Origin of the sequence: Pseudomonas sp. F8002 (assembly GCF_013385495.1) — a bacterium.
Classification (GTDB): domain Bacteria; phylum Pseudomonadota; class Gammaproteobacteria; order Pseudomonadales; family Pseudomonadaceae; genus Aquipseudomonas.
This window is the reverse complement of the sequence record NZ_JACAPW010000001.1, coordinates 276,719-302,278: the sequence shown is the minus strand read 5'-3', so window position 1 is coordinate 302,278 and position 25,560 is coordinate 276,719. Positions and strand designations below refer to the sequence as shown.

At 61.8% G+C, this 25,560-nt stretch carries 25 protein-coding genes; 12 read left to right on the top strand and 13 right to left on the bottom strand.

The genetic code is table 11. The annotated features are described in order from the left end of the window. Positions 1 to 93: 93 nt before the first annotated feature. The 7 genes from dacB to HX811_RS01360 form a co-directional block, all read right to left on the bottom strand. Positions 94 to 1,554 (bottom strand): D-alanyl-D-alanine carboxypeptidase/D-alanyl-D-alanine-endopeptidase, encoded by a 1,461-nt coding sequence (dacB, locus tag HX811_RS01390; protein WP_177044444.1) that lies wholly within the window; start codon positions 1,552 to 1,554, stop codon positions 94 to 96. A gap of 101 nt (positions 1,555 to 1,655) precedes the next feature. Continuing rightward, the gene (locus HX811_RS01385; protein ID WP_177044441.1) at positions 1,656 to 4,082 is read right to left on the bottom strand and encodes a TonB-dependent receptor; all 2,427 of its coding nucleotides are present in this window, start codon (positions 4,080 to 4,082) and stop codon (positions 1,656 to 1,658) included. A 109-nt stretch (positions 4,083 to 4,191) separates the two neighbouring features. Then, positions 4,192 to 5,127 carry a glutathione S-transferase family protein gene (locus HX811_RS01380; protein WP_177044439.1) on the bottom strand — a complete coding sequence of 312 codons (936 nt, stop codon included), beginning with the start codon at positions 5,125 to 5,127 and terminating at the stop codon, positions 4,192 to 4,194. Positions 5,128 to 5,202: 75 nt separating this feature from the next. Then, a complete protein-coding gene (locus HX811_RS01375; protein ID WP_003216354.1) occupies positions 5,203 to 5,478 on the bottom strand; it encodes a GIY-YIG nuclease family protein in 276 nt (91 codons plus the stop codon). Between the two features lie 36 nt (positions 5,479 to 5,514). After that, a complete protein-coding gene (locus tag HX811_RS01370) occupies positions 5,515 to 5,985 on the bottom strand; it encodes a nuclear transport factor 2 family protein (RefSeq protein WP_008435632.1) in 471 nt (156 codons plus the stop codon). A 100-nt stretch (positions 5,986 to 6,085) separates the two neighbouring features. Further along, positions 6,086 to 6,721, bottom strand: coding sequence for a response regulator transcription factor (locus HX811_RS01365; RefSeq protein WP_003216351.1), 636 nt, complete (start codon positions 6,719 to 6,721; stop codon positions 6,086 to 6,088). A gap of 200 nt (positions 6,722 to 6,921) precedes the next feature. Further along, positions 6,922 to 7,656, bottom strand: coding sequence for a response regulator (locus HX811_RS01360; protein ID WP_003216349.1), 735 nt, complete (start codon positions 7,654 to 7,656; stop codon positions 6,922 to 6,924). Between the two features lie 503 nt (positions 7,657 to 8,159). Between HX811_RS01360 and HX811_RS01355 the strand changes: the two genes are divergently transcribed. The 8 genes from HX811_RS01355 (at position 8,160) to HX811_RS01320 (ending at position 15,857) form a co-directional block, all read left to right on the top strand. Beyond that, positions 8,160 to 8,789: a DUF1120 domain-containing protein gene (locus HX811_RS01355; protein WP_177044437.1), complete on the top strand. Its 630-nt coding sequence runs from the start codon at positions 8,160 to 8,162 to the stop codon at positions 8,787 to 8,789. A 45-nt stretch (positions 8,790 to 8,834) separates the two neighbouring features. Further along, positions 8,835 to 9,452, top strand: coding sequence for a DUF1120 domain-containing protein (locus HX811_RS01350; protein ID WP_177044436.1), 618 nt, complete (start codon positions 8,835 to 8,837; stop codon positions 9,450 to 9,452). Positions 9,453 to 9,494: 42 nt separating this feature from the next. Then, positions 9,495 to 10,124, top strand: a complete 630-nt coding sequence (locus HX811_RS01345) for a DUF1120 domain-containing protein (protein ID WP_177044434.1) — start codon at positions 9,495 to 9,497, stop codon at positions 10,122 to 10,124. Between the two features lie 63 nt (positions 10,125 to 10,187). Continuing rightward, positions 10,188 to 10,814, top strand: coding sequence for a DUF1120 domain-containing protein (locus HX811_RS01340; RefSeq protein ID WP_256344356.1), 627 nt, complete (start codon positions 10,188 to 10,190; stop codon positions 10,812 to 10,814). A 28-nt stretch (positions 10,815 to 10,842) separates the two neighbouring features. After that, positions 10,843 to 11,541 (top strand): fimbria/pilus chaperone family protein, encoded by a 699-nt coding sequence (locus HX811_RS01335; protein WP_003216340.1) that lies wholly within the window; start codon positions 10,843 to 10,845, stop codon positions 11,539 to 11,541. 141 nt (positions 11,542 to 11,682) lie between these two features. After that, a complete protein-coding gene (locus tag HX811_RS01330; protein WP_177044543.1) occupies positions 11,683 to 14,052 on the top strand; it encodes a fimbria/pilus outer membrane usher protein in 2,370 nt (789 codons plus the stop codon). Positions 14,053 to 14,063: 11 nt separating this feature from the next. Continuing rightward, positions 14,064 to 15,191: a DUF1120 domain-containing protein gene (locus HX811_RS01325; protein ID WP_177044430.1), complete on the top strand. Its 1,128-nt coding sequence runs from the start codon at positions 14,064 to 14,066 to the stop codon at positions 15,189 to 15,191. A gap of 15 nt (positions 15,192 to 15,206) precedes the next feature. Next, complete coding sequence (locus HX811_RS01320; protein ID WP_102369868.1) at positions 15,207 to 15,857, top strand: DUF1120 domain-containing protein; 651 nt, start codon at positions 15,207 to 15,209, stop codon at positions 15,855 to 15,857. Here the strand turns inward: HX811_RS01320 and HX811_RS01315 are convergent. Beyond that, positions 15,854 to 17,134 carry a CynX/NimT family MFS transporter gene (locus tag HX811_RS01315; protein WP_177044428.1) on the bottom strand — a complete coding sequence of 427 codons (1,281 nt, stop codon included), beginning with the start codon at positions 17,132 to 17,134 and terminating at the stop codon, positions 15,854 to 15,856. The two genes, HX811_RS01320 and HX811_RS01315, sit on opposite strands and share 4 nt — an antisense overlap. Beyond that, a complete protein-coding gene (locus tag HX811_RS01310; protein ID WP_177044426.1) occupies positions 17,124 to 17,783 on the bottom strand; it encodes a FadR/GntR family transcriptional regulator in 660 nt (219 codons plus the stop codon). Before HX811_RS01310 ends, HX811_RS01315 begins: the two co-directional genes overlap by 11 nt. Positions 17,784 to 17,942: 159 nt before the next feature. Between HX811_RS01310 and HX811_RS01305 the strand changes: the two genes are divergently transcribed. Beyond that, positions 17,943 to 18,254, top strand: coding sequence for a type II toxin-antitoxin system MqsR family toxin (locus tag HX811_RS01305; protein WP_177044423.1), 312 nt, complete (start codon positions 17,943 to 17,945; stop codon positions 18,252 to 18,254). Then, entirely contained in the window at positions 18,251 to 18,733 is a 483-nt protein-coding gene (locus tag HX811_RS01300) for a type II toxin-antitoxin system MqsA family antitoxin (protein WP_003216327.1), read from the top strand. The genes HX811_RS01305 and HX811_RS01300 overlap by 4 nt, the downstream gene beginning before the upstream one ends. A gap of 61 nt (positions 18,734 to 18,794) precedes the next feature. Here the strand turns inward: HX811_RS01300 and HX811_RS01295 are convergent, their stop codons facing one another. The 4 genes from HX811_RS01295 to HX811_RS01280 all read right to left on the bottom strand — a co-directional run bounded on the left by HX811_RS01295 (position 18,795) and on the right by HX811_RS01280 (position 22,963). Further along, the gene (locus HX811_RS01295) at positions 18,795 to 19,559 is read right to left on the bottom strand and encodes an amino acid ABC transporter ATP-binding protein (RefSeq protein WP_003171943.1); all 765 of its coding nucleotides are present in this window, start codon (positions 19,557 to 19,559) and stop codon (positions 18,795 to 18,797) included. A 10-nt stretch (positions 19,560 to 19,569) separates the two neighbouring features. After that, positions 19,570 to 20,667 carry an amino acid ABC transporter permease gene (locus HX811_RS01290; protein ID WP_003216325.1) on the bottom strand — a complete coding sequence of 366 codons (1,098 nt, stop codon included), beginning with the start codon at positions 20,665 to 20,667 and terminating at the stop codon, positions 19,570 to 19,572. 10 nt (positions 20,668 to 20,677) lie between these two features. After that, positions 20,678 to 21,859 carry an amino acid ABC transporter permease gene (locus HX811_RS01285; protein WP_003216323.1) on the bottom strand — a complete coding sequence of 394 codons (1,182 nt, stop codon included), beginning with the start codon at positions 21,857 to 21,859 and terminating at the stop codon, positions 20,678 to 20,680. A 72-nt stretch (positions 21,860 to 21,931) separates the two neighbouring features. Then, positions 21,932 to 22,963, bottom strand: a complete 1,032-nt coding sequence (locus HX811_RS01280; protein ID WP_003216321.1) for an amino acid ABC transporter substrate-binding protein — start codon at positions 22,961 to 22,963, stop codon at positions 21,932 to 21,934. Between the two features lie 347 nt (positions 22,964 to 23,310). On the opposite strand from HX811_RS01280, the gene HX811_RS01275 reads away from it, so the two are divergent. Beyond that, on the top strand, positions 23,311 to 23,967 hold the full coding sequence (locus HX811_RS01275) for an alpha/beta hydrolase (protein WP_003216319.1): 657 nt from the start codon (positions 23,311 to 23,313) through the stop codon (positions 23,965 to 23,967). 96 nt (positions 23,968 to 24,063) lie between these two features. Beyond that, complete coding sequence (gene rhlB / locus HX811_RS01270) at positions 24,064 to 25,551, top strand: ATP-dependent RNA helicase RhlB (protein WP_023659203.1); 1,488 nt, start codon at positions 24,064 to 24,066, stop codon at positions 25,549 to 25,551. Positions 25,552 to 25,560 lie beyond the last annotated feature (9 nt).

Sequence of the window (25,560 nt, the reverse complement as noted above, 5' to 3'; positions counted from 1 at the left end):
CTTGCTCGCGAAAGCGGTGTGACAGTCAACACATGTACTGACTGAACCAGCGCATTCGCGAGCAAGCACGCTCCCACCGTTGATCTTCGGTGCTCAATAGTCCGTGCTGTTGGCCAGTGCCGTGGCCAGGCGGTTTTCCAGCGCCTTGACCCGCGCGCCTGCGACCACGTAATTGTTGGTCACCATCGAAAACACCAGCTTGCGCCCATTGGCATCGGTGACGTAACCGGTCAACGACGACACGCCGCTCATGGAGCCGGTCTTGCCCTGCAGGTTGTTTTCCGCAGCGGTGCCCCGCAGGCGGTAGCGCAGGCTGCCGCCCACCAGTCGCTGCGGATTACCGGCAACCGGCAACGCGTTGTACCAGGCGTTGAACCAGGGCTGTTTGCTGGCGGCCAGCAGCACATCCGTGAGGTTCTGCGACGACACCAGGTTACGCCGGGACAACCCTGAACCGTCCACCTGGTTCAACGTCGCCGTATCAATCCCCTGACGCTTCAGGAACCCGGCCACCGCCGCCACACCGGCAGGCGCCGTACCGGCATTCACGGTCTTGCGCCCCATGCTCTTGAGCAAGGCTTCAGACATGTTGTTATTGGAAAGCTTGAGCAACGGCGTGATCAGTTCCTGCAACGGCGCCGACTCATGCAGCGCGAGCACCGTCGCCGTGGTCGGCGTCACACCCCCGATCATCCGACGCCCCTGCACGACAATCCCCTGCTGCGCCAAGGCCTGTTCAAACAGGTTGGCCACCAGTTGCGTCGGCTCCCACACACTGACCAGTTGCGGGCTCTGCCTGCCCGGCGCCAACGCGCCACTGAGGCGCAACAGGTTGGTGCCGTGCTGGCGATTGATTCCATAGCTGTTGCCTGTGCCGCTGACCGCACGGTTGCTGAGCTGCACGTAATCGGTAGCCGGGCTGATCTCCACCGTCACCGGGCGCCCTGCCACGACCGGCGCCCTGGCCGTGACCAGCAGGGAGCCCGCATCAAAGTCGTCATTGGGCGACACCGTCAGCGCCGAAATCTGCGCGCCGTAGTAGGTGCTTTCATCGTCCTGGGACCAGTCGGTGCCCAGGCGCTCGGCGTCGAAGAACGTGTCGTCGAACACAAGGTCGCCCCGCACCTGCCGGATGCCCTGCTGCGCCAGGTTGGCCGCCAGCGCCTGGTAATCCGCCCACTGGATCGTCGGGTCGCCCAGGCCGCGCAGGTAGAGGTTGCCGTCAAGCACCGCGCCCTGGCGGATGCCGTCGCTCAACAGTTGCGTGGAAAACCGATACTGCGGCCCCAGCACATCCATCGCCGCCGCAGTGGTCAACAGCTTGAGGCTCGAAGCCGGGGTCAGCCGTGTGCGTGGGTTGTGCTGGTAGAGCGTGTTGCCGCTGCGGGCATCGCGCACCATCAGCGACACGCTGGCGCCGTGCAGTGCCGGGTCGGCCAGCAACTGGTCGAGGCTGGCGCTGGTGGAAGTTTTCGGCGCCGTGGCGCAACCGCCCAGCAACAAGCTCAAGCCCAGCAGCAGCCCGCCGGTGTGTATCCATCGTCCCAACTGCATCGCTATCGTGTTCCCGCAAAGTCATTAATGGCGGCCACGCTAGCAGCTCGACAACCGTATGGCGAGGCAGCCGGCTACCGCGCCATACGGTGTAGCCGAATTTAGAACGTCAGGGTGCTGGACACCGACACCTGCCGCGCATCGCCGATGGACACGAACTGGGTGTTCACGGCCGAGGTGTAATAGGTGCGGTCAAACAGGTTCTTCACGTTGAGCTGGAACTTGACCTTCTGCCCCTCGATTTTAGTGTCATAGGTGGCGAACGCATCGGCCACGGTGTAGCCCGGCAGTTCGAAGCTGTTGGCCGCGTCCCCTGCGCGCTCGCCGACATAACGTGCCCCGGCGCCGACCCGCAGTTGGTCGCCACCGAGAATGCTGCCGAAGTCATACACCGCCGACAGCGAGCCGGTGTTCTTCGCCACGTTTTGCAGGCGATTACCTTTGTATTCCGGGTCTTCGGTAACCTCTGCATCGGTGTAGGCATAGCTGCCGATCACGCTCCACTTATCCGTCAGTTGGCCGCTGGCATCCAGTTCCAGGCCTCGGGAGCGCACTTTGCCGGCGACACTGTACACCGAGGTCAGGCCATCGCCGACCTGCACCAGCACGTTGCGTTTTTCGATGTTGAACAGGGCGGCGCTGGCGGTGATGCGCCCCGGTATATCGAGCTTGGTCCCCAACTCCCAGGACTTCGACTGCTCCGGCTCAAGGCTGCCATCCAGCACACTTTTGTTCGCCAGCGGTGCGATGGTGGAGTTGGGCTTGAACGACTCGGTGTAGCTGCCATAGAACGACAGCTCGTCAGTGTAGCGGTACACCAGGCCCGCGCGTGGCACCCACTTCTGGCCATTGCCGTCGGTGTTGGCGGTGAACGGGACACCCTTGCCGGCGTATTGGTCGTACATCTGATAACGCGCGCCGCCCACCAGGATCCACTGGTCAGTGAGGTGGATCGCATCCTGCAGGAACAGCGAGTCGCTGCGCAGCAGGTCCGTCTGGTTGCTGTCCGGCGCGCTGACGGTGGTGCCCGCCACTTCATTGCCATAGACCGGATCGTTGTAGTTGAACGTGCCACGGGGCGCCTGGCGGATCAGGTCGGCCCGGTAGATCTTGCGGTACTCGTCATCCAGGCCGAAGGTCAGGTCGTGCTGCATGCCCGCGACGTTGACCTTGCCTTCAAGGCTGGCGGTGGCGAAGCGGTCGGTGGTCAGTGCGCCCTGGGTGCCGTCCATGCTGCGGGTCAGGGTGCCATTGGCGTTGACCTTGACCACACGCACCTGGCTGGCGTCGTAGGTCTCGCGGTTCCAGCTGTAGCCGAAGTGGGCTTTCCAGTCGTCATTCAAATCGTGGTCGGCCTCGAAGCGGTACAGGTCGGAGCGGCCTTCCATGTTGTTGAAGGGCTCGTCCAGGCGGCGAGTCGACGGGATGTTGAGCGGGTGGTTGGTCTTGGGGTCGATGGCGGTGCCCCGGTCGAACGGCGAGAGAAACTCCCGGTGCTCATAGGCAAACAACAGCTTGGTGTTGTCGCCGTACCAGGCCAGCGACGGTGCGATCAGGCTCTCGCGGTGAGTGCCGTAGTTGCGCCAGTAATCTTCGTCTTCGTGATCGACGATCAAGCGGTACGCCAACCCGCTGTCACCGATGGGCCCTGTGGTGTCGAGGTTGCCGCCGCTGCCGTTCTTGCCGTCGCCAAAGGTCGAGCCGCGCACGGTCAGCGAGGTGGATTGGATCAGCTCGGGTTTCTTGCTGACGATATTGACCACGCCGCCCGGATCCTGAATGCCATACAGCAACGACGACGGGCCCTTGAGCACTTCGACGCGCTCGGCGGTGGAATTCAGCGCGCGGCCCTGCACCAGCGGCATGCCGTCCTGCATGATCGAACCGTTTCGGTTGTCACCAAAACCCCGCAGCATCACCGCGTCCTGGGTGCTGCCCAAGGTGTTGGCCTGGGTGATGCCACTGATGTTGGTCAGGGCATCGTCGAGGTTGCGCGGCTGTTGATCGCGCATCACCTGGGCCGGTACAACGTTGACAGTCTGTGGGGTTTCCAGCAGCAGGCCGTGGGAACGCATCACCGAACTGGTGGGCGGCGGCTGATAGCTGGTGGTATCCGAGGCCAGGGCGGCACCGTTGATGGTGGTGGCGCCGAGGTTCAGCGCGCCGTCGGTGGGCAGCGGTTCCAGGGCCAGGGTGCGGGCGTCGATCTGGCGGAAGGTGAAGCCGGAATTACCCAGCAGGCGTTGCATGGCCTGGGCCGCACTCATCTGCCCGGTGATGGCCGGGGCCTTGATGGCGTACGGCGCTTCGTCGGTGTAGACCACGCTGATGCCGGTCACCCGGGTGAAGTCGCTCAAGGCCTGGGGCAGCGGCTTGGCGGCCAGGGCAAAGTTGAACAGCGTGCTCTGCTGCTGCGCCTCGGCCGCCTGCGCCACGCCCAGGGGCAACAGCGCCAGCCCCGAAACTGCCAATACCGAGGCTCCCAGCCAATGTTTAACCGAACCCGCCGACGTTGCCCTGGACTTCATGCTTGAGAACCCGTGTGTAAAAACGCTGTTAATGCGAATTAATCGCAGTTTCAAGCACTACACGGATGGCCGACAGGTTTACCTCACACCGATTTGAAAATAATTTCAGTCACGCCGGTTGGATCCGAAATCCGAAGCGCGGAACGTGCACATGCACGGTGCCGGCGCGCTCATCGGTGCGCCGCAGAATCAGCTCTTCGCGGCCGGCAAACAGCAACTCCCCGGCCACCGGATCGGTGCCGTAGTCGGTGGCGCTGATGGTCACTTGCTGGCCGGGCTTGAAGCCGTTCGGGTCTTCGAAGATTTCTTCCGGCAGGTTGGCCGGCGTGGCATTGCGCGCGACTTCCAAGGCTTGCTCGGCACTCATCTGGCTCGACGTGCCATGCCCGAAACCCAACACCCGGGCGAGCCAGGCGGCCACCGCAGGATAGGTTTCCACCAGCGGCGAGGTCACCGACGATCCCATGAGGAACCACAACGGGTGCGCCAGGGCGAAGTCGGCAATCGACGGCTCGCCGAACAGGAAGTCGCCCTGCTGGTGCTGCAACTGCTGATTGATACGACCGATGATCACCGGCCATTGATGCTTGGCCTGATCCAGTTGCACACGGGTGGCCGTGCCGCCACTGAACAATTTGCTGCGGTCGGCCACCAGCACCTGGAGCATTTCCGGCGGCACTTTGGCGAACTTGACCGCCAGGGATTCCGGCTGGAACACCAGACTCACGGCATGGGAGAACACCGTCGAATCAGCCCAGGCGGCGAAGCTTTGGCTGACCAGTTCCAGGCCTTGGGGAAACAACGCCGGCGCGGACTTTTCCTGCTCCAGGCGGCGGGCGATCAGTGCGGTGTCGCAGTAGATATCGGCGCCCACTTGCAACACCGGGGTCTTGCGATAACCACCGGTGAGGGCCGTCAAGTCAGGCTTGGGCATCACCGGCGAGATGTGCACCGAACGCCAGGACAAGCCCTTGAAGCCCAGCAACAGGCGGGCTTTTTCGGCAAATGGGGATTGCGGGTAGTGGTGGAGGATCAACTCAGTCATGCCAGGCTCCGCTCAATGAGTGAGCGTCCAGCTTAGCCTGCAAACCCGGCAAAGGCGCGCATGGGAACCTATCAGTCAAACTGATGGGCCGATCGCCGCCAGGCACTCCTTGGCGCTTTTCTTGAGTTTCTTGATCAGCCGTTCCTGGCGCAGCGCCTCGGCCTTGCTGATGCATGCCTCGGTGTACACCAGCGCCACGGCGGGGCTCGAGAGGAAAAACCGTGCGCCCTTGCCACTTTGGTGCATGGCAAAGCGGCGCACCGGGTCATTGCTGATGCCGCAATAGAGCGAGCCATTGGCGGCGCGCACCAGGTAGACAAACCACGGTTTGGCTTCAGAAGGAGTCGTCACGGATCAATTCGGCAAACCAAAGGAACGCCAATCTTATCAACGACTGGCCTGGAACGCCTTCAACCCTTTCAGCGCCTGGGCCCGCACGGCGTTTTTCACCAGCGGCGTCCAGCCCAGCAACAGGCCTTTGGTGCCCAACGCCTGCCGCGACCAGCGCCACAGGTCAAAGTGGTCGTGATGCTCGCAGATCTTGCCGTCACGAAACACAAAGCGCGCCCGGATATCGTTGACCACGGTGTTGCCCGTCGCACTGAACAGGTAGGTCGCCACCCAGTGGGCGCTGCCGGTGATTTCATCGCTGCGCACACTGTCGAAGGTCAGGGAAAAGTCCTTGGCCCGGGTGGTCAGCATGCGCCACATGTCGCCGGCATCACGGCCACGCAGTTCACCGAATGCCGGGTCGCTGAACACCACGTCGTCGCTGTAGCAGGCGCTCATGGCCTCGGCATCCAGGCGCTGGAAGGCACTGTAGAACTCGGTGATCAAGGCGTTATGGGCGTCGCTCATGGGCAGGTTCCGCAAAAGAAGTTGGGATGGCCGGTACGATAATCCCCAAGGCCGGGGAACACTACTGGCATCAACGCCAGGAATACCTCATCCCGTCCCTTCAGGGCACCATTCCGCTGCTGCGAGCATAGTGGAACAAATCCACATCGGTGGAGATACACAGCCGGTTCATCGCGGTACTTTTCTGTTTGCTGATGGTGGAGATGCTGCGATTGACCCGCGCGGCAATCTGGCTGACGGTCATGCCGCTGGCCAGCATGCGCACCACTTCGCGCTCCTTGCCCGACAGTTGCGGCGGTTGTGATTGATCGCCCGTGCCGGCCTGCACCAACTGGGTCCGCAGGGACTCGCTGACGAAGGTCTTGCCCTCGCAGACTTCCTTGATGGCCGTGGGCAACTCCTTGGCCGATGCACTCTTGGCGACTATGCCTCGGGCGCCCTCGGCGAACGAGGCACGCAGGGTGGCGATATTGGCGAACATCGTCACCAGGATCACCGGCACCCCGGGGTATTGGCGTTGCAACAAGCCCAACAACACATAGCCGTCAGCCTGCTGCCCGCCCGGCATGGCGAAGTCCGTCACCAGCACATCGCAAGGGGTGCTGCCCAGTACCCGCAGCAGCTCATCCGGGCCGTTGGCCTCACCGACCACCTTGCACTTGCCGTTGGCCTCGATCACCACCTTCTGCCCGATCCGAACAATGGGATGATCGTCAGCAATAATTACGCGAAGCATAGAAATCCATGAGTGATGGCAAATTGATTTGCGCAAAATAACCCTGTCCGTCCCGGGCAACAACCGCCTACCTGGGAGCGGTTTTCAATGGCGTCCCGTGTTCTTAAGCGGGTGATTTTTTACCTACAACAAAAAAGGAAACCACCTACAAACCAAGCCCACAGACAGAGGTAATACCCCCTACAGAATCGTTGAAAATGTCATAAATCTGTCAAATAGCGCAGATACACCAGCAGGTCCTGGTCGAACCGCTGCAATGCCCGCCTGTTGCACCGGATCCCGTGCTTGCGCACCTGTTCGATCAACTCCCCCGCACAGCGATCCAGCTCCGTCTCGCCAAAAAACGCCAGGCTTCCCGCCAGGCGATGCAGGCAATCGACCAATGCATGCGGGTCGACGATACGGCAAGCCTGTACCAGGCCTGCGTAATCAGCCTCGGCCTCGCGCACCAGGGTGCGCAACATCTGGTTCACCACCTGTTCATCACCAAATGTCCTGATCAGTTCGGCACGAGTCGGCCAGTGCGCCCCGGCGCAGGCTGTGGCAGGCGGGTTCGTACTGGCGCCCGGCGGCTGTGGCAGCCACTGCTCCAGCACCCCGCGCAATTGTTCCAGGGTCAGCGGCTTGAGCAGCCAGGCATCCATGCCGGCCTCAAGGCAGCGGCGCGCATCGTCCGCAGAGAGTTTGGCGGTCAAGGCAATGATCGGCACACGCGGGCGGCTGTGTACGGCCTCTCGCCGCCTGATCTCACGAGCCATGCTATAGCCATCCAGCACCGGCATGCGGCAATCGCTGATCACCAGGTCGAAATGCCGCAGGGCGATGGCGGTCAACGCGGCCTGCCCGTTGCACACCAGTTCGTGATCGACTTCGAATTTTTGCAGGAACCAGCCCATCAAGGCGCGATAGGCCTGATGGTCCTCGACGATCAGCACGCTCAGGTGCTTCCAGTGAACAGGAGGACTGCGCCATGGCACCGTTTGCTGCCTGGGGGCGTCGTCAGCAAACACGCTTGGCATCATGGCCACCTCGATATCGGCGCCGACCTGCCAGGGCCATCAGACGGCCCTGGCATATCGTCTAGTGAGGGTGCGCTTGACGGTGATCCTTAACCCATCCGCCTGGCACCCATTACCGAATCAAGCTATCCACATGAATACCACTCTTGCGATACAAGAACTACGAAAAGACAGTTTTTCCTACAGCTCCGCCCACCTATTCCGACTTGACGCAGGCGAGCTAGAGGGATAGCGGATTGTCGTAATTCTTGTATTTCCCCTCCTCTCCCCCGGCGCTAAATTGCGCCCCACCCCAAGAGGGCAATCCGCCAACTCACCTGGCGGCCAACTATCCGAACTGACCCGACGCCCAACCGCGCCTCTTTCTGCGCTGCGGTGACGTGCACCCGTCAGTTGACCCAACACCGAGACAACAGACCATGAACAAGCACCTGATCGCCGTCGCCAGCGCCCTGCTGATCACTGGCAGCGCCCCAGCCTTCGCCGCCAGCACTGTGGACCTGACGGTCAAGGGCATCATCACCCCGAATGCCTGCACCCCTTCCCTGTCCGGTGGTGGCGTCATCGACCACGGCAAGATGTCGGCCAAGGACCTGAACGCCACCCAGATCACCCCGTTGCCAAAAGCCAGCTTGCAACTGACCGTGAGCTGCGATGCAGCCGTGAGCTTTGCCCTCAGGGCAATGGATAACCGTATCGGGTCGGGGTCTGGTGCAGGTTTCGGCCTGGGCTTTATCAACAGCACACAAAAACTCGGTTCCTACACGTTAACCCTGGGCTCGACCGCCAACCCGCCCATGGCGGACGGCGAAGTGGTGCAAGCCATCGCCTCTTTCGACGAGGGCACCACGTGGGAGAAATATTCCTCCTTTGAGCATCGCCTGATGCTCTCCGTAGCCACCCTGGCAGACGTCAGCAACCCACGCCCTACTCAGGAACTGGTGACCGAGGTCAATTACAGCGGTTACATCAACCGCACCGATGGCCTGGACCTGAGCAACGAAGTCAACATCGACGGTTCGGCCACCATTGAAGTGCTGTACCTGTAACCCCTTACGCCATCGACCCTGCAACCAACAAGGTGCCGCTTGCCCATGAATTCCTCACCCGCTGTCTTTCTCGCCACGTTGCTGCTCGCCCCCACCGTCCTGGCTGCCAGCAGCGCCGACCTCGCCGTCACGGGCACCATCACGCCGAATGCCTGTGAACCCATGCTCTCCAGCGGAGGTGTCGTGGATTACGGAAAGATGGCGGCCAAGGAACTCAGCGCGGATCGCCCCACCTCTCTGCCGTGGCAGGTCATGCAACTGGAAATCCTGTGTGACGCGCCGACGTTCATTGCGCTGAACACCATCGACAACCGCGCAGGTAGTGCGGCGATCAACCAGAACTGGCACGGGCTGGGCACGACGGCCAACGACGAAAAACTTGGCAGTACCGGCTTCGGTCTCTACAACGCAGTGGCCGATGGTCTCGCCGCCAAAACCATTACCTCAACCGATGGCGGCGCCACATGGAGCCCGTCGGTGTTCCTCGGCCATAGCTTGATTACGTCCATCGCCGCCGCCGGCAACAGCGTGACGCCGATTGCCGTGGAGCGCTTCAGTGCCGATCTGCGCGTGTACACGATGGTTGACGGTACCGACCGCTTGACCGTACTCGACGAAGTGCCGCTGGACGGCCATGCCACCGTGCAACTGAAGTACTTGTAACGTTTTTTCAACCGGCCCCACTCGAAAGGAAACGTGTGCCCCATGAAACTTACGCTTAATGCCCTGGCCACCGCGCTGCTGATCAGCACCAGCGCCTCTGCCCTGGCGGCGTCAACCGTCGACCTGACTGTCCAAGGGGTGATTACCCCCAATGCCTGCACGCCCAGCCTGTCCGGCAGCGGGGTGGTCGACTACGGCAAGATTTCCGCCAAAGACCTGAACCTCACCACCGTCACACAACTGCCGCGTACCACCCTGCAACTGACCATTACCTGCGAAGGCGGCACCCTCTTCGCCATCAAGGGCACCGACAACCGTGCCGGATCCAACTCCAGCGCCGGCGGTTATGGGCTGGGGTTGATCAACGGCACGCAGAAGCTGGGCGCCTATGACGTGGTCCTGCTGAACGCAGTCGCCGACTCGGGTGCTGTCAGCGTGCTGGAATCAATGGATAACGGCATCACCTGGTCCGATTCAGCAGACGCAATATTGCCAGTCAACGCGCTGGGAGCTTTCGGTGACAAGTCCAGCGGTGTCTGGTTACCGGTGTCGATCCAGCAAGTGACTACCGACTTGCTTGTCTACGGGCAAATCGCCCGGGCCGACAGTCTGGATCTGAGCGATGAACACCCCATCGACGGTTCCGCCACATTCGAAGTCAAGTACCTGTAAGCCCGCGGCCTCGCCGTTCGCGGCGAGGCGCCTTAGCGCACCGAACACATCGAAGACCGAATGATGAACAGAACCCTACGCCTGTACGCGGCGCTGTTATTGCTCAACACCGGCTCTAGCGTGTTTGCCAGCACCGCCACCGACATGACCCTCTCGGGCCTGGTCACCCCCAGTTCCTGCACCATCGCGCTCTCCGGCAGCGGCGTCATCGACCACGGCAACATCCCTGCCCATACCCTCAACCAAGAGGCGCCCACCCCGTTGCCCAGCCAATGGCTCGACGTGGAGATCCACTGCAGCGGCCCCTTGTTGTTTGCGCTGATCGGCATCGACAGCCGCGAAGATTCGTCTGCTACACCGGACACCGCCTACGGCCTGGGGAAAAACCCCAACGCCCCCACGGAACACCTGGGCACCGTCGGCCTGGCGTTCGAAGCCGCGCTGGGGGACGGCCAGGCCATGCAGTCACTGGTGTCAAACCCCGGGGCCGGCCTCTGGTTCCCCCAACCAGCCATCCACCCCAAGACCCTGATGGGCTTTGCCCGTCCCGGCCGACCGTTTCCGGAACCCATCGTCACCCTGACTACCCGGATCCGCGCACAGACCACCATCCACCCGGCGAACCGTCTGACCCTCAGGCAAGACGTTCCCCTCGATGGCTCACTGGTTCTGGATTTGCGTTACCTCTAAGCCCTGTGATCATTTTAGGAAGTGCGTCATGAAGACCTATCCAACCTTGCTGGCCCTGGGCTGGCTGCTGAGCACCCAGGCGTTTGCCGACGGCATGGTGCCCGACACCTCGGTGGTGATCGTCAACGAGGCCGACGGCGAAGCTTCGGTGTCGGTGACCAACACCGACGGCAAACTGGCCCTGTTGCACGTCACCCTGGAAGACATTCCGGAAGACACCGAGTCGTTGCTATTTGTCACCCCGCCCCTGTCCCGGGTCGAGGCCGACAAAAGCCAGTTGGTGCGCTTTATCCTGCGCAACCCCACGCCCCTGACAACTCAACGCCTGAAACGGGTGATCTTCGAAGGCATGCCCAAGGACCGTGATGCCGCCCAGGCAGGCCATGCACGGGTGGGCGTGACCGTGCGCCAGAACCTGCCGGTGATCATTCACCCCAAGGGCCTGGCGCCGAATCGCACCCCCTGGACCGGGCTGACCTGGTCGCTGAACGCTGGCCACCTGAACGTCGCCAACCCTACGCCTTATGTGGTGCGCCTGGCCCAGGAACTGCAATTGCTGCCCGGCAAGCAGAGCCTGGTGCTGCCGCGCACTTATGTGTTGCCCGGCGAAACCCTGCGGCTCAGCACACCCCACACCGCCACGGCTGTACGCCTGCAACCGGCCACCGTGTACGGCTTTGCCGTCGCCGCCTATGAAGCACCGATAACCGCCGCAAACGCTGAATAACGAAGTGACAGCCCTGTGACTGTCACCGGGAAGCCCGCCAACCGTTGCCGGCTTCCATAACCTGAGTGCCTTTACGTGAACACAGTAACCACTGACCCGGCTGGCGAAGCCGTGCCCGACTGTCCTTTACGCCCCGCCCGGGTGCGGGCCGCGCTGCCACTGACCATGGCGTTGCTGTCGGCCGATGCCTGGGCCGATGCCTTCGACGCGCAAACCCTGCACCAGCGCGGTATCGACCCGGAGCTGGCCTACCTGCTGCTCGACGCACCGCGCTACACCAGCGGCCGCCATGCCGTGAGCCTGACGGTGAATGGCCAGCGCCGTGGCCGCCTCGATGTGCAGTTCGACAGCCAGGGCGCGCTGTGCTTCGACCGCCCGCTGCTGGACGCCGCCGACCTGGTGATACCGGCGCCGCTGGGCGACAGCCACTGCCATGACTTCCTCGGCGAATACCCGCAAACCGTGGTGGAGCAAGACCCCGCCAGCCTGGGTGTGAGCCTGATGGTGCCCACCGACGCCCTGCGCCCGCGCCAGCGTGAGCTGTCCGGTTATGAAACCGGAGGGTTCGCCGGCTTGCTCAACTACGACCTCACCGGTTTGTACAACCGCTATGGCGACGACGCCAGCCGCTTCGGCTCGGCAAATACCGAGCTGGGCTTCAACGCCGGCGACTGGATCGTGCGCAGCCGCCAGGTACAGACCTGGCAAGACTCCCGGTCCCGCAGTACCCACCTGGAAGCCTATGCCCAGCGCACCTTCGCCGAGCAGCAGGCGGTGTTGCAGGCCGGGCAGATCAACCTCTACAACCCGGTGCTGTCGTCCGCGCAGATCACCGGCATGCAGCTGTTTACCGAACAGGCCCTGCAGGACCAGGAACAGGGCTCGACCATCAGCGGCATCGCCAACAGCCCGGCCCAGGTCGAGGTACGCCAGAACGGCGCGCTGATTCACTCCACCGTGGTGCCGGCCGGGCCGTTCTCCCTCACCGACGTACGGCGCCTGAACACACGCTCGGACGTTGAAGTGACGGTCAAGGAAAGCACCGGCGAAGAGCGGCGCTTCACCGTGCCGGCGGCGATGCTCGGCATCGGCTTGCCAGCGCCGGGTTACTCGTTGGGAGCAGGCCGGGTGCGCAATATCGGCGATACACGGGGCGACGATCCATGGGTAATCAGCGGCGGCTGGAGCGGTGCGTTGAACCCGCGCCTGAGCCTGGGGGCCGGCGCGCTTGCCGCCGAAGACTACCGTGCCACGGGTGCCAGCCTCGGCCTGTTGCCGTGGCCAGACGGCCAGGTACAACTGTCGACCCAGATTGCCGATGCCCAACGCCTGGGTGAACGCGGCGTACAGACCGACCTGAGCCTGTCCCAGCGCCTGGGCCGGCAATGGTCGATCACCGCCGGCGCCTCCCACCGCACCCTGGGCTACCGGGAGCTGGAAGACGCCGCCTACTACGATTCGCGGGACGACGAAGGTCGCCTCACCCGCTATCGCGACCAGCAGAGCCTGGCCCTGGGCTGGGCCCATCCATGGCTGGGAGCCTTCAATGCCGGCCTGTCGCGCACCACCACGTTCAACGGCGAAAACAGCAGCCGTGCCCTGGCCTCATGGGGCACCAGCGTGCGCGGCGTGTCGCTGTCGGCCAGTGCCGAGTGGCAGGTCAGCGGCCGGCAGAATAACGAGAACGCGGTGTACCTGAACCTGAGCGTGCCACTGGGCGAGAACCGCCGCGGGCGTGCCTGGGTGCGTAACTCGGGTGGCGAGCATCGCATCGGTCTGGGGGTGAACGAGCAGGTCAACGATCAACTCAGTTACCGGGTCAGTGCCGAGCACGACAGCCGCGACCAACAAGTGGAATCCACCCTCGGCGTGTCCTATCTGCCGCGCTATGCACAACTGGACATGAACTACAGCCGCTCTGACGCCGAGCGCTCCAGCTACCAGGGCGGTGTGCGCGGTGCGGTGGTGGCCCACAGCGGTGGCGTGACCTTCTCGCCTTATCCGGTGCGCGACACCTTTGCGCTGGTGTCTGTCGGCGATATGGCCGGGGTCAAGCTCACCACGCCCAGCGGCCCGGTATGGACCGACTTCCAGGGCCAGGCCGTGGTACCGCAGGTGTCCGCCTACGGGCGCAGCCCCGTGGAAGTGCAAACCCAGTCGCTGCCGCGCAACGCCGATATCAGCAACGGCCTGGCCGTCATCAGCGCCGGGCGCGGCGCGGTGGATCGCGTGGAATTCGGCGTGGCCCTGACCCGTCGTGCCTTGCTCACAGTGACCACCGACCACGGTACGCCACTGCCCCGTGGCGCCACGGTGAGTACCGCCGATGGCGAGTTCGTGACCCTGGTGCAGGAAGGCAGCCAGGTGTTCCTGCCGAACGTGCTGGACCCACGCCCCCTGTGGGTCAAGGCACCGGGCATGAGCCGCTGTGAACTGCAGGTTGAACTCGCGGAAAAAGCCGACCCGCAGGTGTATTTCGAAACCGCCCCGGCCCGCTGTGTGACGCCATGAGGAAGACTGTGATGAAGCGATTGTTACTGCTGGGATTGGCCCTGGGCGCCATCGTCCAGAGCCGGGCGCACGCCGACGAATGCCAACTGACCCTAAGCCAGTCGCGCCTGGATTTCGGCGTGATGAACCGCGCCGTGCAGCGCAACCCCGGCGCAGAAATCCTGCTGGGAGAACGCCGCCTGAGCCTCAACCTGAACTGCCCGACGCCCACCGATATGCACGTATTCTACCGGGCCCTGGCCGCGACCGCCGAGCGCTACCGTTTTACCGAGCGTGGCAGTTACCGCGTGCACATCAGCGATGCGGTACTCGACGGCCAGGCTGTTGAACTGGGGTTGACCAGCGGGCAAGGCCAGGCGCCCGGTGCCAGGGGCAGGACGCTCGACTGGCGGCCCGACCAGGCCATCGTGCCGTTGCGCGACGGCGTGCCGACCATCGGCAGCAGCTTCTCGGCGCAGTTGCAGGTCGATGCCTGGGCACAGGCCGACGCCACGCAAGTGCGTGACGCGGTGACCTGGGAAACCACCGGGTTGATCGACGCCGTCGCCACTGGCCGCGCCCGGGAGTTGTCGGTGCAAGCCGGCTTCGCCCCTGCTGCCTGCGAAACCACTCTGTCCAACGGCGGCATCATCGATTTTGGCCGTATGTGGGCCAAGAGCCTGAACGCCGACAAGGAAACCGGCCTGGCTTCCCGCAGCCTGCTGCTGAGTATCGGCTGCGACGGTCCGACTCACTTTGCCTTGCGCATGCACGACAACCGAAAAGGCTCGGCCACCGGCGGCACCGATGAAACCGCCTACGGCCTGGGCGTCGATGACAGCCGCAATAAGATCGGTCGCTACTTTCTCTATTTCGACCCCTTCGATCTGCGCGCTGACGCCCTGCCTCAGGTGTACCGCACCGACTCCACCACCGGTGGCGTGGCCTGGAGCAGTTCCAATGCCTACCCCATTCCCATCGGCAGCAGCAGTTTGCTCGGCTTTACCGCTCTACCCGGCAGCAATGCCGGCCCCTCGGCGATTCAGAACCTGAGCGGGCAGGTCAGCGTGCGCGCCGTTCTGTCGCCCATGAACAGCCTGGACCTGCGTACGGAAGTACTGCTCGATGGTTCGGGCACGATTGAAATTATCTACCTCTGATCAAGGAGTATGGTCATGCACCTACGCCAGCTTTCTCTCGCAACACTTGCCCTGCTGACCCTCAGCAGCGGTGCCACGGCAGCCTCCAGTGTCGAACTCGGCGTCACCGGCTTGCTCACTCCCAGTGCCTGTACACCGGCGCTGTCGAGCAACGGGCTGATCGACTACGGCAAGATTTCCCAACAGGAGTTGAACATTGATCGCGGCAAACGCCTGCCGGTGCGCTACCTGAGCGTGACCATCAACTGCGAGGCAGCGACTCGCTACGCCCTGCGCATGAGCGACAACCGCGACGGCACCGCCAACGTCAACAGCGAAATCTACTACGGGCTGGGACTGGACCCGAGCGGCAACAAGATCGGGCTGTACTCCCTGACCTTCGACCCCAAACAGACGGTGATCGACAGCCTGCCGGAGGTTTACGGCACCGAGTCCACCAGCGGCGGGATCGCCTGGCGCACCGCCAACAGCAACCCGATCGACATCGGTTCGCGCAGCTTTCTCGGCTTTACCGACACCGTCGGCAGCACCAGCGGGCCGACGGCCTTCCAGACGCTGAGCAGCCTGGTCAGGGTCGATACGGTGATCGCTGCCAAGAACAATCTCGACCTCAGCAGCGACGTGCATATCGATGGTTCCAGCACTATGGAAGTGCTGTACCTCTAGACCTTTTCGCTGGTCACGCCGACATACCGCGCACGCCCGGCGCCCAACCCCGCGATGATCGCGCCCAGGCCGATCACCGCGAAAATCCAGCCGGTGGCGTTCCAGCCACCGGTCCAGTCATGCACCAGGCCGACCGCGAACGGCCCCATGGACGCCAGCGTGTAGCCGATGCCCTGGGCCATGCTCGACAGGTTGGCGGCTACGTGGGAGTCCCGTGAACGCAGCACGATCAAGGTCAGCGCCAGGCTGAAGGTGCCACCCTGGCCCAGGCCCAGCAGAATCGCCCAGCCCCACAAGCCGTCCAACGGTGCATACAGGCAACCGAACAGGCCGCCCAGGGTCAGCACCATCACCACCACGATGGCCAGGCGCTGGTCCTTGCCACGGGTGGCCAACCAGGGCGCGGCCAGGGAACTGGCCAACTGCACAATCACCGAACCGGAAAGCACCAGGCCCGCCTGGGTGGCGCTCAGGCCACGGCCGATCAGGATCGACGGCAGCCAGCCAAACACAATGTACGCCAGGGAGGATTGCAGGCCCATGTACAGGGTCACCTGCCAGGCCAGCGGATCACGCAACAAGCCCTTCACGCGATAGGCCACCTGGTGCGCGCCGTGTTTCTGGCCAACTTGCGGCAACCAGAACAACGCCGCGACCAACGCCGGGAGAATCCAGAACCCCAGGCCGATGTTCCAGCTGTCGCCGAAGTAATGACTCAGGGGCACCGTGGATCCCGCCGCCAGCGCTGCACCCAGGCACAGGGCCATGGTGTACACGCCGGTCATGGTGCCGGCCTGTTTGGCGAAATCGCGCTTGACGATACCGGGCAACAGCACCCCGATGATGCCGATACTCGCGCCCGCCAGCAGGCTGCCGGCGAACAGCCCGGCCTCACCGTATGAACTGCGCAGGATGATGCCGCCGGCCAGGGTCAGCAGAATGCCCAGCACCACCCGCTCGGCGCCAAAACGTCGGGCCAGGATCGGAGCCAGTGGCGCGAACAGGCCCAGGCACAAGACGGGCAGCGTCGTCAGCAACCCGGCCTTGGCCGCCGAGAGACCCAGGCTGTGGGAGACCTCAGCGAGCAGCGGCGCCATGCTCGACAACGCCGGGCGCAGGTTCAGCGCCACCAGGATCAGGCCCAACAGCAACAACCACGGACGGCTTACCACCGGCGGGCTGTGCTGGACCTCATCGTCATCGGCTTCGGCGTCGATCAGCAGTTCATCAAGGGCATTTTCTGAACGGGGCATGGTGGTCTCGGGTTCAAGGTTCATTGATCAACTGCCGGGACAGGGCCTTGGCGCGTTCCGGGTCCTGTTGCTCCACGGCATCGAGCAAGGCGCCGTGCAGGTCGAATACCGCTTGCCGGCGTGGCTGGATGTTCAGGGTCTGGCGCAGTTGCGCGCCGACGATGCTCGAGAAGTACTGGTACAGCTCGCTCAAGGCCGGGTTGTGGGCCGCGTCCACCAGGCGTTTGTGGAACACCAGGTCGCAGCTGATGTAGTGCTCAAGATCACCGTGGTAATGGTCGCCGCTGGCGTTGAGGGCCGCGCGCAAAGCGATCAGGTCTGCATCGGTGCGGCGCAACGCGGCCAAGCCGACTGCCTCGACTTCAAGAATCTGCCGCGTCTCCTGCGCCTGAGCCAGGGTGCAGTGGGACAAGGCTTTCATCGCGCCCAGCGGGTCGGTCATGGAGCGCAAATAGCTGCCGTCGCCCTGGCGGATCTCGATCAACCCGGAGAATGCCAATACGCGCATGGCTTCACGCACGGTGTTGCGGCTGATCCCCAACTCGGCAGACAACTCGGGCTCGGTGGGCAGGCGTTCGCCGATGGCCCATACGCCTTGGGTGATGCGCTGGCGCAACTGTTCGAGGGCTTGATCGACGAGGGAGCGTTTGATCAGGGGGGCGATGTCTGTCATGGGTTTCGTCCTTTCATCCAATCATAGGATGAATTTTCCCACAGCCTATTCGGAGTTGCCTACAAAGGCAACGCACTAGGGTTCTTGGGCAGGCAAAGGAGCAGTATTTTCGATTGGTAAAATTACCCTCAGAGGGTAATTATTGGACTCAGGTGTCTTATGGAAAAGTACACACCTCATTACGATCTGGCGGTGATAAAGGCGGATGTCAGGCGGCTAGGAAAGCAAGCATTTACTCACAGCGCACGCCGTTGCGGCGAGGATCTTGGTTTAAGCCTCGAACAAATGCAGGCGGTCATTTTCGAGTTGAAAAACACGATGTTGTACAAGTCGATGACGACTCATGACGACCATCGAGTTTGGCAAGATGTTTATCACATTCACTCACATGATCTGGAGATCTACATCAAGGTGACCTACCGCACGGACGGTAAACCTCCGGTGATCTCCTTCAAGGAGAAAAACCCATGAAAACAGAGCAATGCTTCAGCTGCGGCAGGCATGACGGAATGCATCACTTCTCAGGACGTAGCGAAACATCGGAAGTCAAAGGTTTGCATCGCCGTATAGACGATCTGTCTGGATGGGAGTGCCAGGCATGTGGAGAGGTGATCCTGGACCCCGAAGACGCGGAACGCTATTCAGACCACTGCGATGAAATCGTTCACAGTTTCAGGCAGATGGTCGGCACCGAGATGAAGCGCATACGCCGCAAACTGCACCTTTCACAAAAAGAAACGGTACAACTGCTATCGGGTGGCGGCCACAACGCCTTATCTCGTTACGAGCGCGGTGAGGTATTGCCCCCCAAATCCCTGGTAGTCCTGATGCGTTTGCTTGAGCGTCACCCCCACTTGCTGGTCGAAGCAAAAATCCTGAGTGAAGGCGCAGATCTTCGCAATTCCGTGCATACGGTACATAAAGAGCACGAGACCCTGACTACAACTTGATTGATGGCAAAAATAAACCCGGCGCCAGGCCGGGTTTATGGTTTCAAGCATCACTCATCGATCAATGCAGAATCTGGCTCAGGAACAACTTGGTCCGATCATTCTGCGGGTTGTCGAAGAAGTCATTCGGCGCTGCCTGTTCAACGATCTCGCCCTTGTCCATGAAGATCACGCGGTTGGCCACAGTGCGCGCGAAACCCATTTCGTGAGTCACGCAGAGCATGGTCATGCCGTCTTCCGCCAGGCCGATCATGGTGTCCAGCACCTCTTTCACCATCTCTGGATCGAGTGCCGAGGTCGGCTCATCGAACAGCATGATTTTCGGCTTCATGCACAGCGCACGGGCAATCGCCACGCGCTGTTGCTGGCCGCCGGAGAGTTGGCCCGGAAACTTGTGGGCCTGCTCCGGAATACGCACGCGCTCAAGGTAGTGCATGGCAATTTCTTCAGCCTTGCGCTTGGGCATCTTGCGTACCCACATCGGGGCCAGCGTGCAGTTCTGCAGGATGGTCAGGTGCGGGAACAGGTTGAAGTGCTGGAACACCATGCCGACTTCGCGGCGGATCGCTTCGATCTGCTTGAGGTCGTTGGTCAGTTCCACGCCATCGACCACGATGCGGCCCTGCTGGTGCTCTTCCAGGCGGTTGAGGCAGCGGATGGTGGTGGACTTGCCGGAACCCGACGGGCCGCACAGCACGATACGCTCGCCCTGCTTGACGTTCAGGTTGATGTCTTTCAACACGTGGAACTGGCCGTACCACTTGTTGACGCCCTGCATCTGAATAATGCCTTCAGGGCTCACAGGCTGTTTGATCGCTTCACTCATCACAACACTCCTAACGCTTGTGGCCTGTGTCCAGCTTGTGTTCCAAATGAATGGAATAGCGGGACATACCAAAACAGAAAATCCAGAACACCAGGGCGGCGAACACGTAGCCTTCAGTGGCCATGCCCAACCATTTCGGATCGGCGGCGGCTTGCTTGACGCTGTTGAGCAGGTCGAACAGGCCGATGATGATCACCAGGCTAGTGTCCTTGAACAACGCGATAAACGTGTTGACGATGCCCGGGATCACCATCTTCAGTGCCTGGGGCAAAATCACCAGGCCCATGCTGCGCCAGTAACCCAGGCCCATCGCGGCCGCAGCCTCGTATTGGCCCTTGGGAATCGCCTGCAAGCCACCGCGCACCACTTCGGCTACATAGGCCGACTGGAACAGGATCACGCCGATCAAGGCCCGCAGCAATTTGTCGATGCCCATGCCTTCCGGCAGGAACAGCGGCAACATTACCGACGACATGAACAACACCGTGATCAACGGCACGCCGCGCCAGAACTCGATGAAGGTCACGCAGACCACACGAATCGCCGGCATGTTCGAACGCCGACCCAACGCCAGCACAATGCCCAGCGGCAAGGCCCCGGCAATGCCGACGGTGGCGATCACCAGGGTCAGCATCAAGCCGCCCCACTGGCTGGTGGCCACGTTGGTCATGCCGAAGATCCCGCCGTGCAGCAGGAAGTAGGCAACGATCGGGTACACCACCAAAAAGCTCAGGCCGTAGACCGCCTTGCGCGTGAAACGCGAGATGAACAACGGCGCCACACCCACGATGGCCAGCCACACGGTCAGGTCCACGCGCCAGCGCAGGTCGCCGGGGTAGTAGCCGTACATGAACTGCCCGAAGCGCTGTTGGATAAACACCCAGCAGGCGCCCTCCTTGGTGCAGTCGGCGCGGGTGGTACCGACCCAGTTTGCATCGAGGATCGCCCAGTGCAGGATCGGCGGCACGACCAGGTAGATCAGGTAGAACGCCAGCAATGTCAGCAGGGTGTTGAGCCAGCTGGAAAACAGGTTGGCGCGCATCCATGCCATCGGCCCGAACACTTTGTTAGGTGGCGGCATATCAGGTTTGAAAGTATGCGTACTCATGCAGGTTTCCTCACCGCTCGATCAGCGCAATGCGCTTGTTGTACCAGTTCATCAGCAGGGAAATGCTGATGCTGATCGCCAGGTACACGCTCATGGTGATGGCAATAACCTCGATGGCCTGGCCGGTCTGGTTGAGCACCGTGCCGGCAAACAGCGAAACCATTTCCGGGTAACCGATACCGGCGGCCAGTGACGAGTTTTTCGCCAGGTTCAGGTATTGGCTGGTCAGCGGCGGAATGATCACGCGCAGGGCTTGCGGGATGATCACCTTACGCAGGGTCGGACCGTTGCGCAGCCCGAGGGAACGCGCCGCTTCGGTCTGGCCGTGGCTGACGGACTTGATGCCTGAACGCACGATCTCGGCGATAAACGCCGCGGTATACACGGTCAGGGCCAGGGTCAGCGCCAGCAACTCGGGAATCAGCACCCAGCCGCCGACGAAGTTGAAGCCTTGCAGCTTGGGCATTTCCCAGTGCAGCGGCGCGCCGAACACCAAAGCGCACAGCGCAGGGATCACCACCAACAGCGCCAGGCCGGCCCAGAACTTGTGGAACGGAACACCGGTGGCTTCAAAGCGTTTATTTGCCCAACGGGCCATCAGCACAATGGCGATGATTGCCACCACGACGCTGATCACAAACGGCCAGAAACCCTCCGCCATCAACGCGGCGGGCATGTTCAGGCCACGGCTGCTGACAAAGAACGTGTCGCCGAAGTTGTGGCTGTTGCGCGGCCCCGGCATCGTCAGGAATACCGCGAAGTACCAGAACAGGATTTGCAGCAGCGGCGGAATGTTGCGGAACACTTCCACATACACCGTGGCCAGCTTGTTGATCATCCAGTTGGGCGACAAGCGCGCCACACCGATGATGAACCCGAGGATGGTCGCCAGGACCACACCGATCACCGTCACCAGCAGGGTGTTGAGCAGACCGATCACAAAGACCCGGGCATAGCTGTCCGATTCGGTGTAGTCGATCAGGTGCTGAGCGATGCCGAAGCCGGCACTGCGCTCAAGAAAGTCGAAACCCGAGGTAATGCCCCGGTGTTGAAGGTTGGTTTGCGTGTTGTTGAACAGGTACCAGCCCAACGAGACCACCGCCACAATCGTGATGATCTGGAATAGCCACGCACGCACTTTTGGATCACTGAAGCTGAGCTTCTGTTTTGGTGCGCCGATTTGATTTTGCATTAAGTGCCCCAGAAATAATGGAACAGAACATCACCCGGCGGTTGGCCCACCGGGTGATAGAACCATCAGCGATCAGCGCACAGGTGGTGCGTATTGAATGCCACCGTTGGTCCACAGAGCGTTCAGGCCACGATCGATTTCCAGAGGCGTGCTCTTGCCGAGGTTTTTCTCGAACACTTCGCCGTAGTTACCGACCTGCTTGACGATCTGTACGACCCAGTCCTTCTTCACTTTCAGGTCTTTGCCGTATTCGCCGTCAGCACCCAGCAGACGGGCAACGTCCGGGTTCTTGGTGGACTTGGCTTCAGCTTCGACGTTTTTGGAGGTGATACCGGCTTCTTCAGCGTTGAGCATGGCGTAGCCAACCCAGCGCACGATGGCCAGCCACTCGTCGTCGCCGTTACGCACGACAGGGCCCAGTGGTTCTTTGGAAATGGTTTCCGGCAGTACCACGTAGTCTTTCGGCGAAGCCAGCTTGCTGCGCTGTGCGTAGAGCTGGGACTTGTCGGAGGTCAGTACGTCGCAACGACCGGATTCCAGCGACTTGGCGCTTTCATCGGAGGTGTCGAACGTGATCGGGGTGTACTTCAGGTTGTTGGCGCGGAAGTAGTCGGAAACGTTCAGCTCAGTGGTGGTACCGGCCTGGATGCAGATGGTTGCACCGTCCAGTTCCTTGGCACTTTTAACGCCCAGCTTGTTGTTCACCAGGAAACCAACACCGTCGTAGTAGGTGATGAAGCCAGGGAATTTCAGGCCCATGCCGGCATCGCGGGAGCTGGTCATGGTGGTGTTGCGCGACAGGATGTCGACTTCGCCAGACTGAAGCGCGGTGAAACGCTCCTTGGCATTCAACTGGCTGAATTTGACCTTGGTTGCGTCGCCGAATACGGCAGCGGCAACAGCACGGCACACGTCAGCGTCGATCCCGAGGATCTTGCCGCTGGCGTCCGGCACCGAGAAGCCCGGCAGACCGTCGCTCACGCCACACTGCACAAAGCCTTTCTTCTGCACGGCATCCAGCGTGGCGCCAGCCTGGGCGAAACCACTGACACCCAGTACGGTAGCCGCGGTCACGATGGCCAGGGTGGATTTCAATACCTTCATTCAAACCTCCAGTTTTGCTCTTGTTGTGCCTGCGCTCAAACCCCACCGCACCCTTATGAGGCGACATCGACCCGTGTTGGCTTTTTTTGGGGTCAAACAGCATGAGGTTTTTGCTTTAAGTCCAGTTGCTATCCCACAGGCGTCAGTCACTGATAGTGTTACCGCCTGGGGTGAGCCTTGACATCGGGTTTCACATAGCAAGCCCCGTACCAGACTGATGGCTGAGTCGTTTCAGCCCATGGTCAAGAGCAAAAGATTCAACCTTGCGACATTCTCTTAACAGATCAACCCGTCGCGCACCGTTCCGATGCACTCAATCGGAGCGCACGCACATATATGGAGCAGACATGACCGAACCCTTGATTCTTCAGCCCGCCAAGCCCGCAGACGCCTGCGTAATCTGGTTGCATGGCCTGGGTGCCGATCGCTACGACTTCCTGCCCGTGGCCGAAGCCCTGCAGGAAAAACTCCTGTCGACGCGCTTTGTCCTGCCCCAGGCGCCGACACGCCCGGTGACCATCAACGGCGGTTATGAGATGCCCAGTTGGTACGACATCAAGGCCATGAGCCCGGCGCGTTCCATCAGTGTTGAAGAGCTGGAAGCCTCGGCAAAAATGGTTACCGACCTGATCAAGGAACAAAAAAGCAGCGGGATAGACGCCTCGCGGATTTTCCTCGCCGGTTTTTCCCAGGGTGGCGCCGTGGTGTTCCACACCGCTTTCCTGAAATGGCAGGGCGCCTTGGGTGGCGTGATCGCCCTTTCCACCTACGCTCCCACTTTCGGTGACGAACTCGAATTGTCGGCGAGCCAGCAACGGATTCCGGCGCTGTGCCTGCACGGCCAATACGACGACGTGGTGCAGAACGCCATGGGGCGCAGCGCCTATGAGCATTTGAAGTCGCGCGGTGTCACCGTTGCATGGCAGGAATACCCAATGGGCCACGAAGTGTTACCCCAGGAGATACACGATATCGGTGACTGGTTGGCCGCCCGCCTGGGCTGAAAACCACCCATTGTGTAGCCGCATGACCAACGCACTACGCCGCGCCCGATTCTTGCATTACACTGGCCGGCGTACATTCCTTAACCAATTGATGAGATGACCGTGCTCAAAGCACTCAAGAAGATGTTCGGTAAAAGCGAGGCTGAGCAGCTCGCGCCAGGTTCCAGTGCCCCCGCCCACGTTCAAGGCAGCCGCAATGACGGCCAGCAGCCTGGCCGGACCGCACCTGTAGCCTCGCCAAAAAAAGAGCCGGTGACCACACCCGCCACGGTTAACGTCGCTGAAGAGCCAGCCGCCGACCAACCACGCCAGGAGCCACGCCAGGAGAAGCCGCGCCGTGAACGCGCGCCCAAACCTGTGGTTATTCCCTGGAAACTGGAAGACTTCGTTGTCGAACCCCAGGAAGGCAAAACCCGCTTTCATGATTTCAAGCTCGCCCCGGAACTGATGCACGCCATCCAGGACCTGGGTTTCCCGTACTGCACGCCGATCCAGGCGCAAGTGCTGGGCTTCACCCTCGCCGGCAAAGACGCCATCGGTCGCGCCCAGACCGGTACCGGCAAGACCGCTGCTTTCCTGATCTCGATCATTACGCAGTTGTTGCAGACCCCACCGCCAAAAGAGCGCTACATGGGTGAACCCCGCGCACTGATCATCGCCCCGACCCGGGAGCTGGTGGTACAGATCGCCAAGGACGCCGCCGACCTGACCAAGTACACCGGCCTCAACGTGATGACGTTTGTTGGCGGGATGGACTTCGACAAGCAGCTCAAGCACCTGGAAGCGCGCCACTGCGACATCCTGGTGGCCACCCCGGGGCGCTTGCTGGACTTCAACCAGCGCGGCGATGTGCACCTGGACATGGTCGAAGTGATGGTGCTGGACGAAGCCGACCGCATGCTCGACATGGGCTTCATCCCGCAAGTGCGTCAGATCATTCGCCAGACCCCGCCGAAGAACGAGCGTCAGACCCTGCTGTTCTCCGCGACCTTCACCGAAGACGTGATGAACCTCGCCAAGCAGTGGACCACTGACCCGTCCATCGTCGAGATCGAGGCACTCAACGTCGCCAGCGAGAACGTCGAACAGCATATCTATGCCGTGGCCGGTGCCGACAAATACAAGCTGCTCTACAACCTGGTCAACGACAACGGTTGGGAGCGGGTCATGGTGTTTGCCAACCGCAAGGACGAAGTGCGCCGCATCGAAGAACGCCTGGTGCGTGATGGCGTGAATGCCGCGCAACTGTCCGGCGACGTGCCGCAGCACAAGCGCATCAAGACCCTGGAAGGTTTCCGCGAAGGCAAGATTCGCGTGCTGGTGGCCACCGACGTGGCCGGGCGCGGGATTCACATCGATGGCATCAGCCACGTGATCAACTTCACCCTGCCGGAAGTGCCGGACGACTACGTGCACCGGATTGGCCGTACCGGCCGTGCCGGTGCTGCGGGGGTGTCCATCAGCTTTGCCGGTGAAGACGATTCGTACCAGTTGCCGTCAATCGAAACCTTGCTGGGCCGCAAGATCAGTTGCGAAACGCCGCCGACGCATTTGTTGCGTCCGGTGGAGCGCAAACGCCCTTAAGCTGGAAGG

Excerpts from the sequence above, each read along its gene's own strand:
- HX811_RS01345 (WP_177044434.1), top strand. The coding sequence starts at position 9,495 with ATGAAACTTACGCTTAATGCCCTGGCCACCGCGCTGCTGATCAGCACC.
- HX811_RS01315 (WP_177044428.1), bottom strand. The coding sequence starts at position 17,134 with ATGAACCTTGAACCCGAGACCACCATGCCCCGTTCAGAAAATGCCCTT.
- HX811_RS01275 (WP_003216319.1), top strand. The coding sequence starts at position 23,311 with ATGACCGAACCCTTGATTCTTCAGCCCGCCAAGCCCGCAGACGCCTGC.
- dacB (WP_177044444.1), bottom strand. The coding sequence starts at position 1,554 with ATGCAGTTGGGACGATGGATACACACCGGCGGGCTGCTGCTGGGCTTG.
- HX811_RS01300 (WP_003216327.1), top strand. The coding sequence starts at position 18,251 with ATGAAAACAGAGCAATGCTTCAGCTGCGGCAGGCATGACGGAATGCAT.
- HX811_RS01380 (WP_177044439.1), bottom strand. The coding sequence starts at position 5,127 with ATGACTGAGTTGATCCTCCACCACTACCCGCAATCCCCATTTGCCGAA.
- HX811_RS01325 (WP_177044430.1), top strand. The coding sequence starts at position 14,064 with ATGAAGCGATTGTTACTGCTGGGATTGGCCCTGGGCGCCATCGTCCAG.
- HX811_RS01285 (WP_003216323.1), bottom strand. The coding sequence starts at position 21,859 with ATGCAAAATCAAATCGGCGCACCAAAACAGAAGCTCAGCTTCAGTGAT.
- HX811_RS01340 (WP_256344356.1), top strand. The coding sequence starts at position 10,188 with ATGAACAGAACCCTACGCCTGTACGCGGCGCTGTTATTGCTCAACACC.
- HX811_RS01350 (WP_177044436.1), top strand. The coding sequence starts at position 8,835 with ATGAATTCCTCACCCGCTGTCTTTCTCGCCACGTTGCTGCTCGCCCCC.
- HX811_RS01295 (WP_003171943.1), bottom strand. The coding sequence starts at position 19,559 with ATGAGTGAAGCGATCAAACAGCCTGTGAGCCCTGAAGGCATTATTCAG.
- HX811_RS01385 (WP_177044441.1), bottom strand. The coding sequence starts at position 4,082 with ATGAAGTCCAGGGCAACGTCGGCGGGTTCGGTTAAACATTGGCTGGGA.
- HX811_RS01310 (WP_177044426.1), bottom strand. The coding sequence starts at position 17,783 with ATGACAGACATCGCCCCCCTGATCAAACGCTCCCTCGTCGATCAAGCC.
- HX811_RS01305 (WP_177044423.1), top strand. The coding sequence starts at position 17,943 with ATGGAAAAGTACACACCTCATTACGATCTGGCGGTGATAAAGGCGGAT.
- HX811_RS01370 (WP_008435632.1), bottom strand. The coding sequence starts at position 5,985 with ATGAGCGACGCCCATAACGCCTTGATCACCGAGTTCTACAGTGCCTTC.
- HX811_RS01355 (WP_177044437.1), top strand. The coding sequence starts at position 8,160 with ATGAACAAGCACCTGATCGCCGTCGCCAGCGCCCTGCTGATCACTGGC.
- HX811_RS01280 (WP_003216321.1), bottom strand. The coding sequence starts at position 22,963 with ATGAAGGTATTGAAATCCACCCTGGCCATCGTGACCGCGGCTACCGTA.
- HX811_RS01335 (WP_003216340.1), top strand. The coding sequence starts at position 10,843 with ATGAAGACCTATCCAACCTTGCTGGCCCTGGGCTGGCTGCTGAGCACC.
- rhlB (WP_023659203.1), top strand. The coding sequence starts at position 24,064 with ATGACCGTGCTCAAAGCACTCAAGAAGATGTTCGGTAAAAGCGAGGCT.
- HX811_RS01290 (WP_003216325.1), bottom strand. The coding sequence starts at position 20,667 with ATGAGTACGCATACTTTCAAACCTGATATGCCGCCACCTAACAAAGTG.
- HX811_RS01365 (WP_003216351.1), bottom strand. The coding sequence starts at position 6,721 with ATGCTTCGCGTAATTATTGCTGACGATCATCCCATTGTTCGGATCGGG.
- HX811_RS01320 (WP_102369868.1), top strand. The coding sequence starts at position 15,207 with ATGCACCTACGCCAGCTTTCTCTCGCAACACTTGCCCTGCTGACCCTC.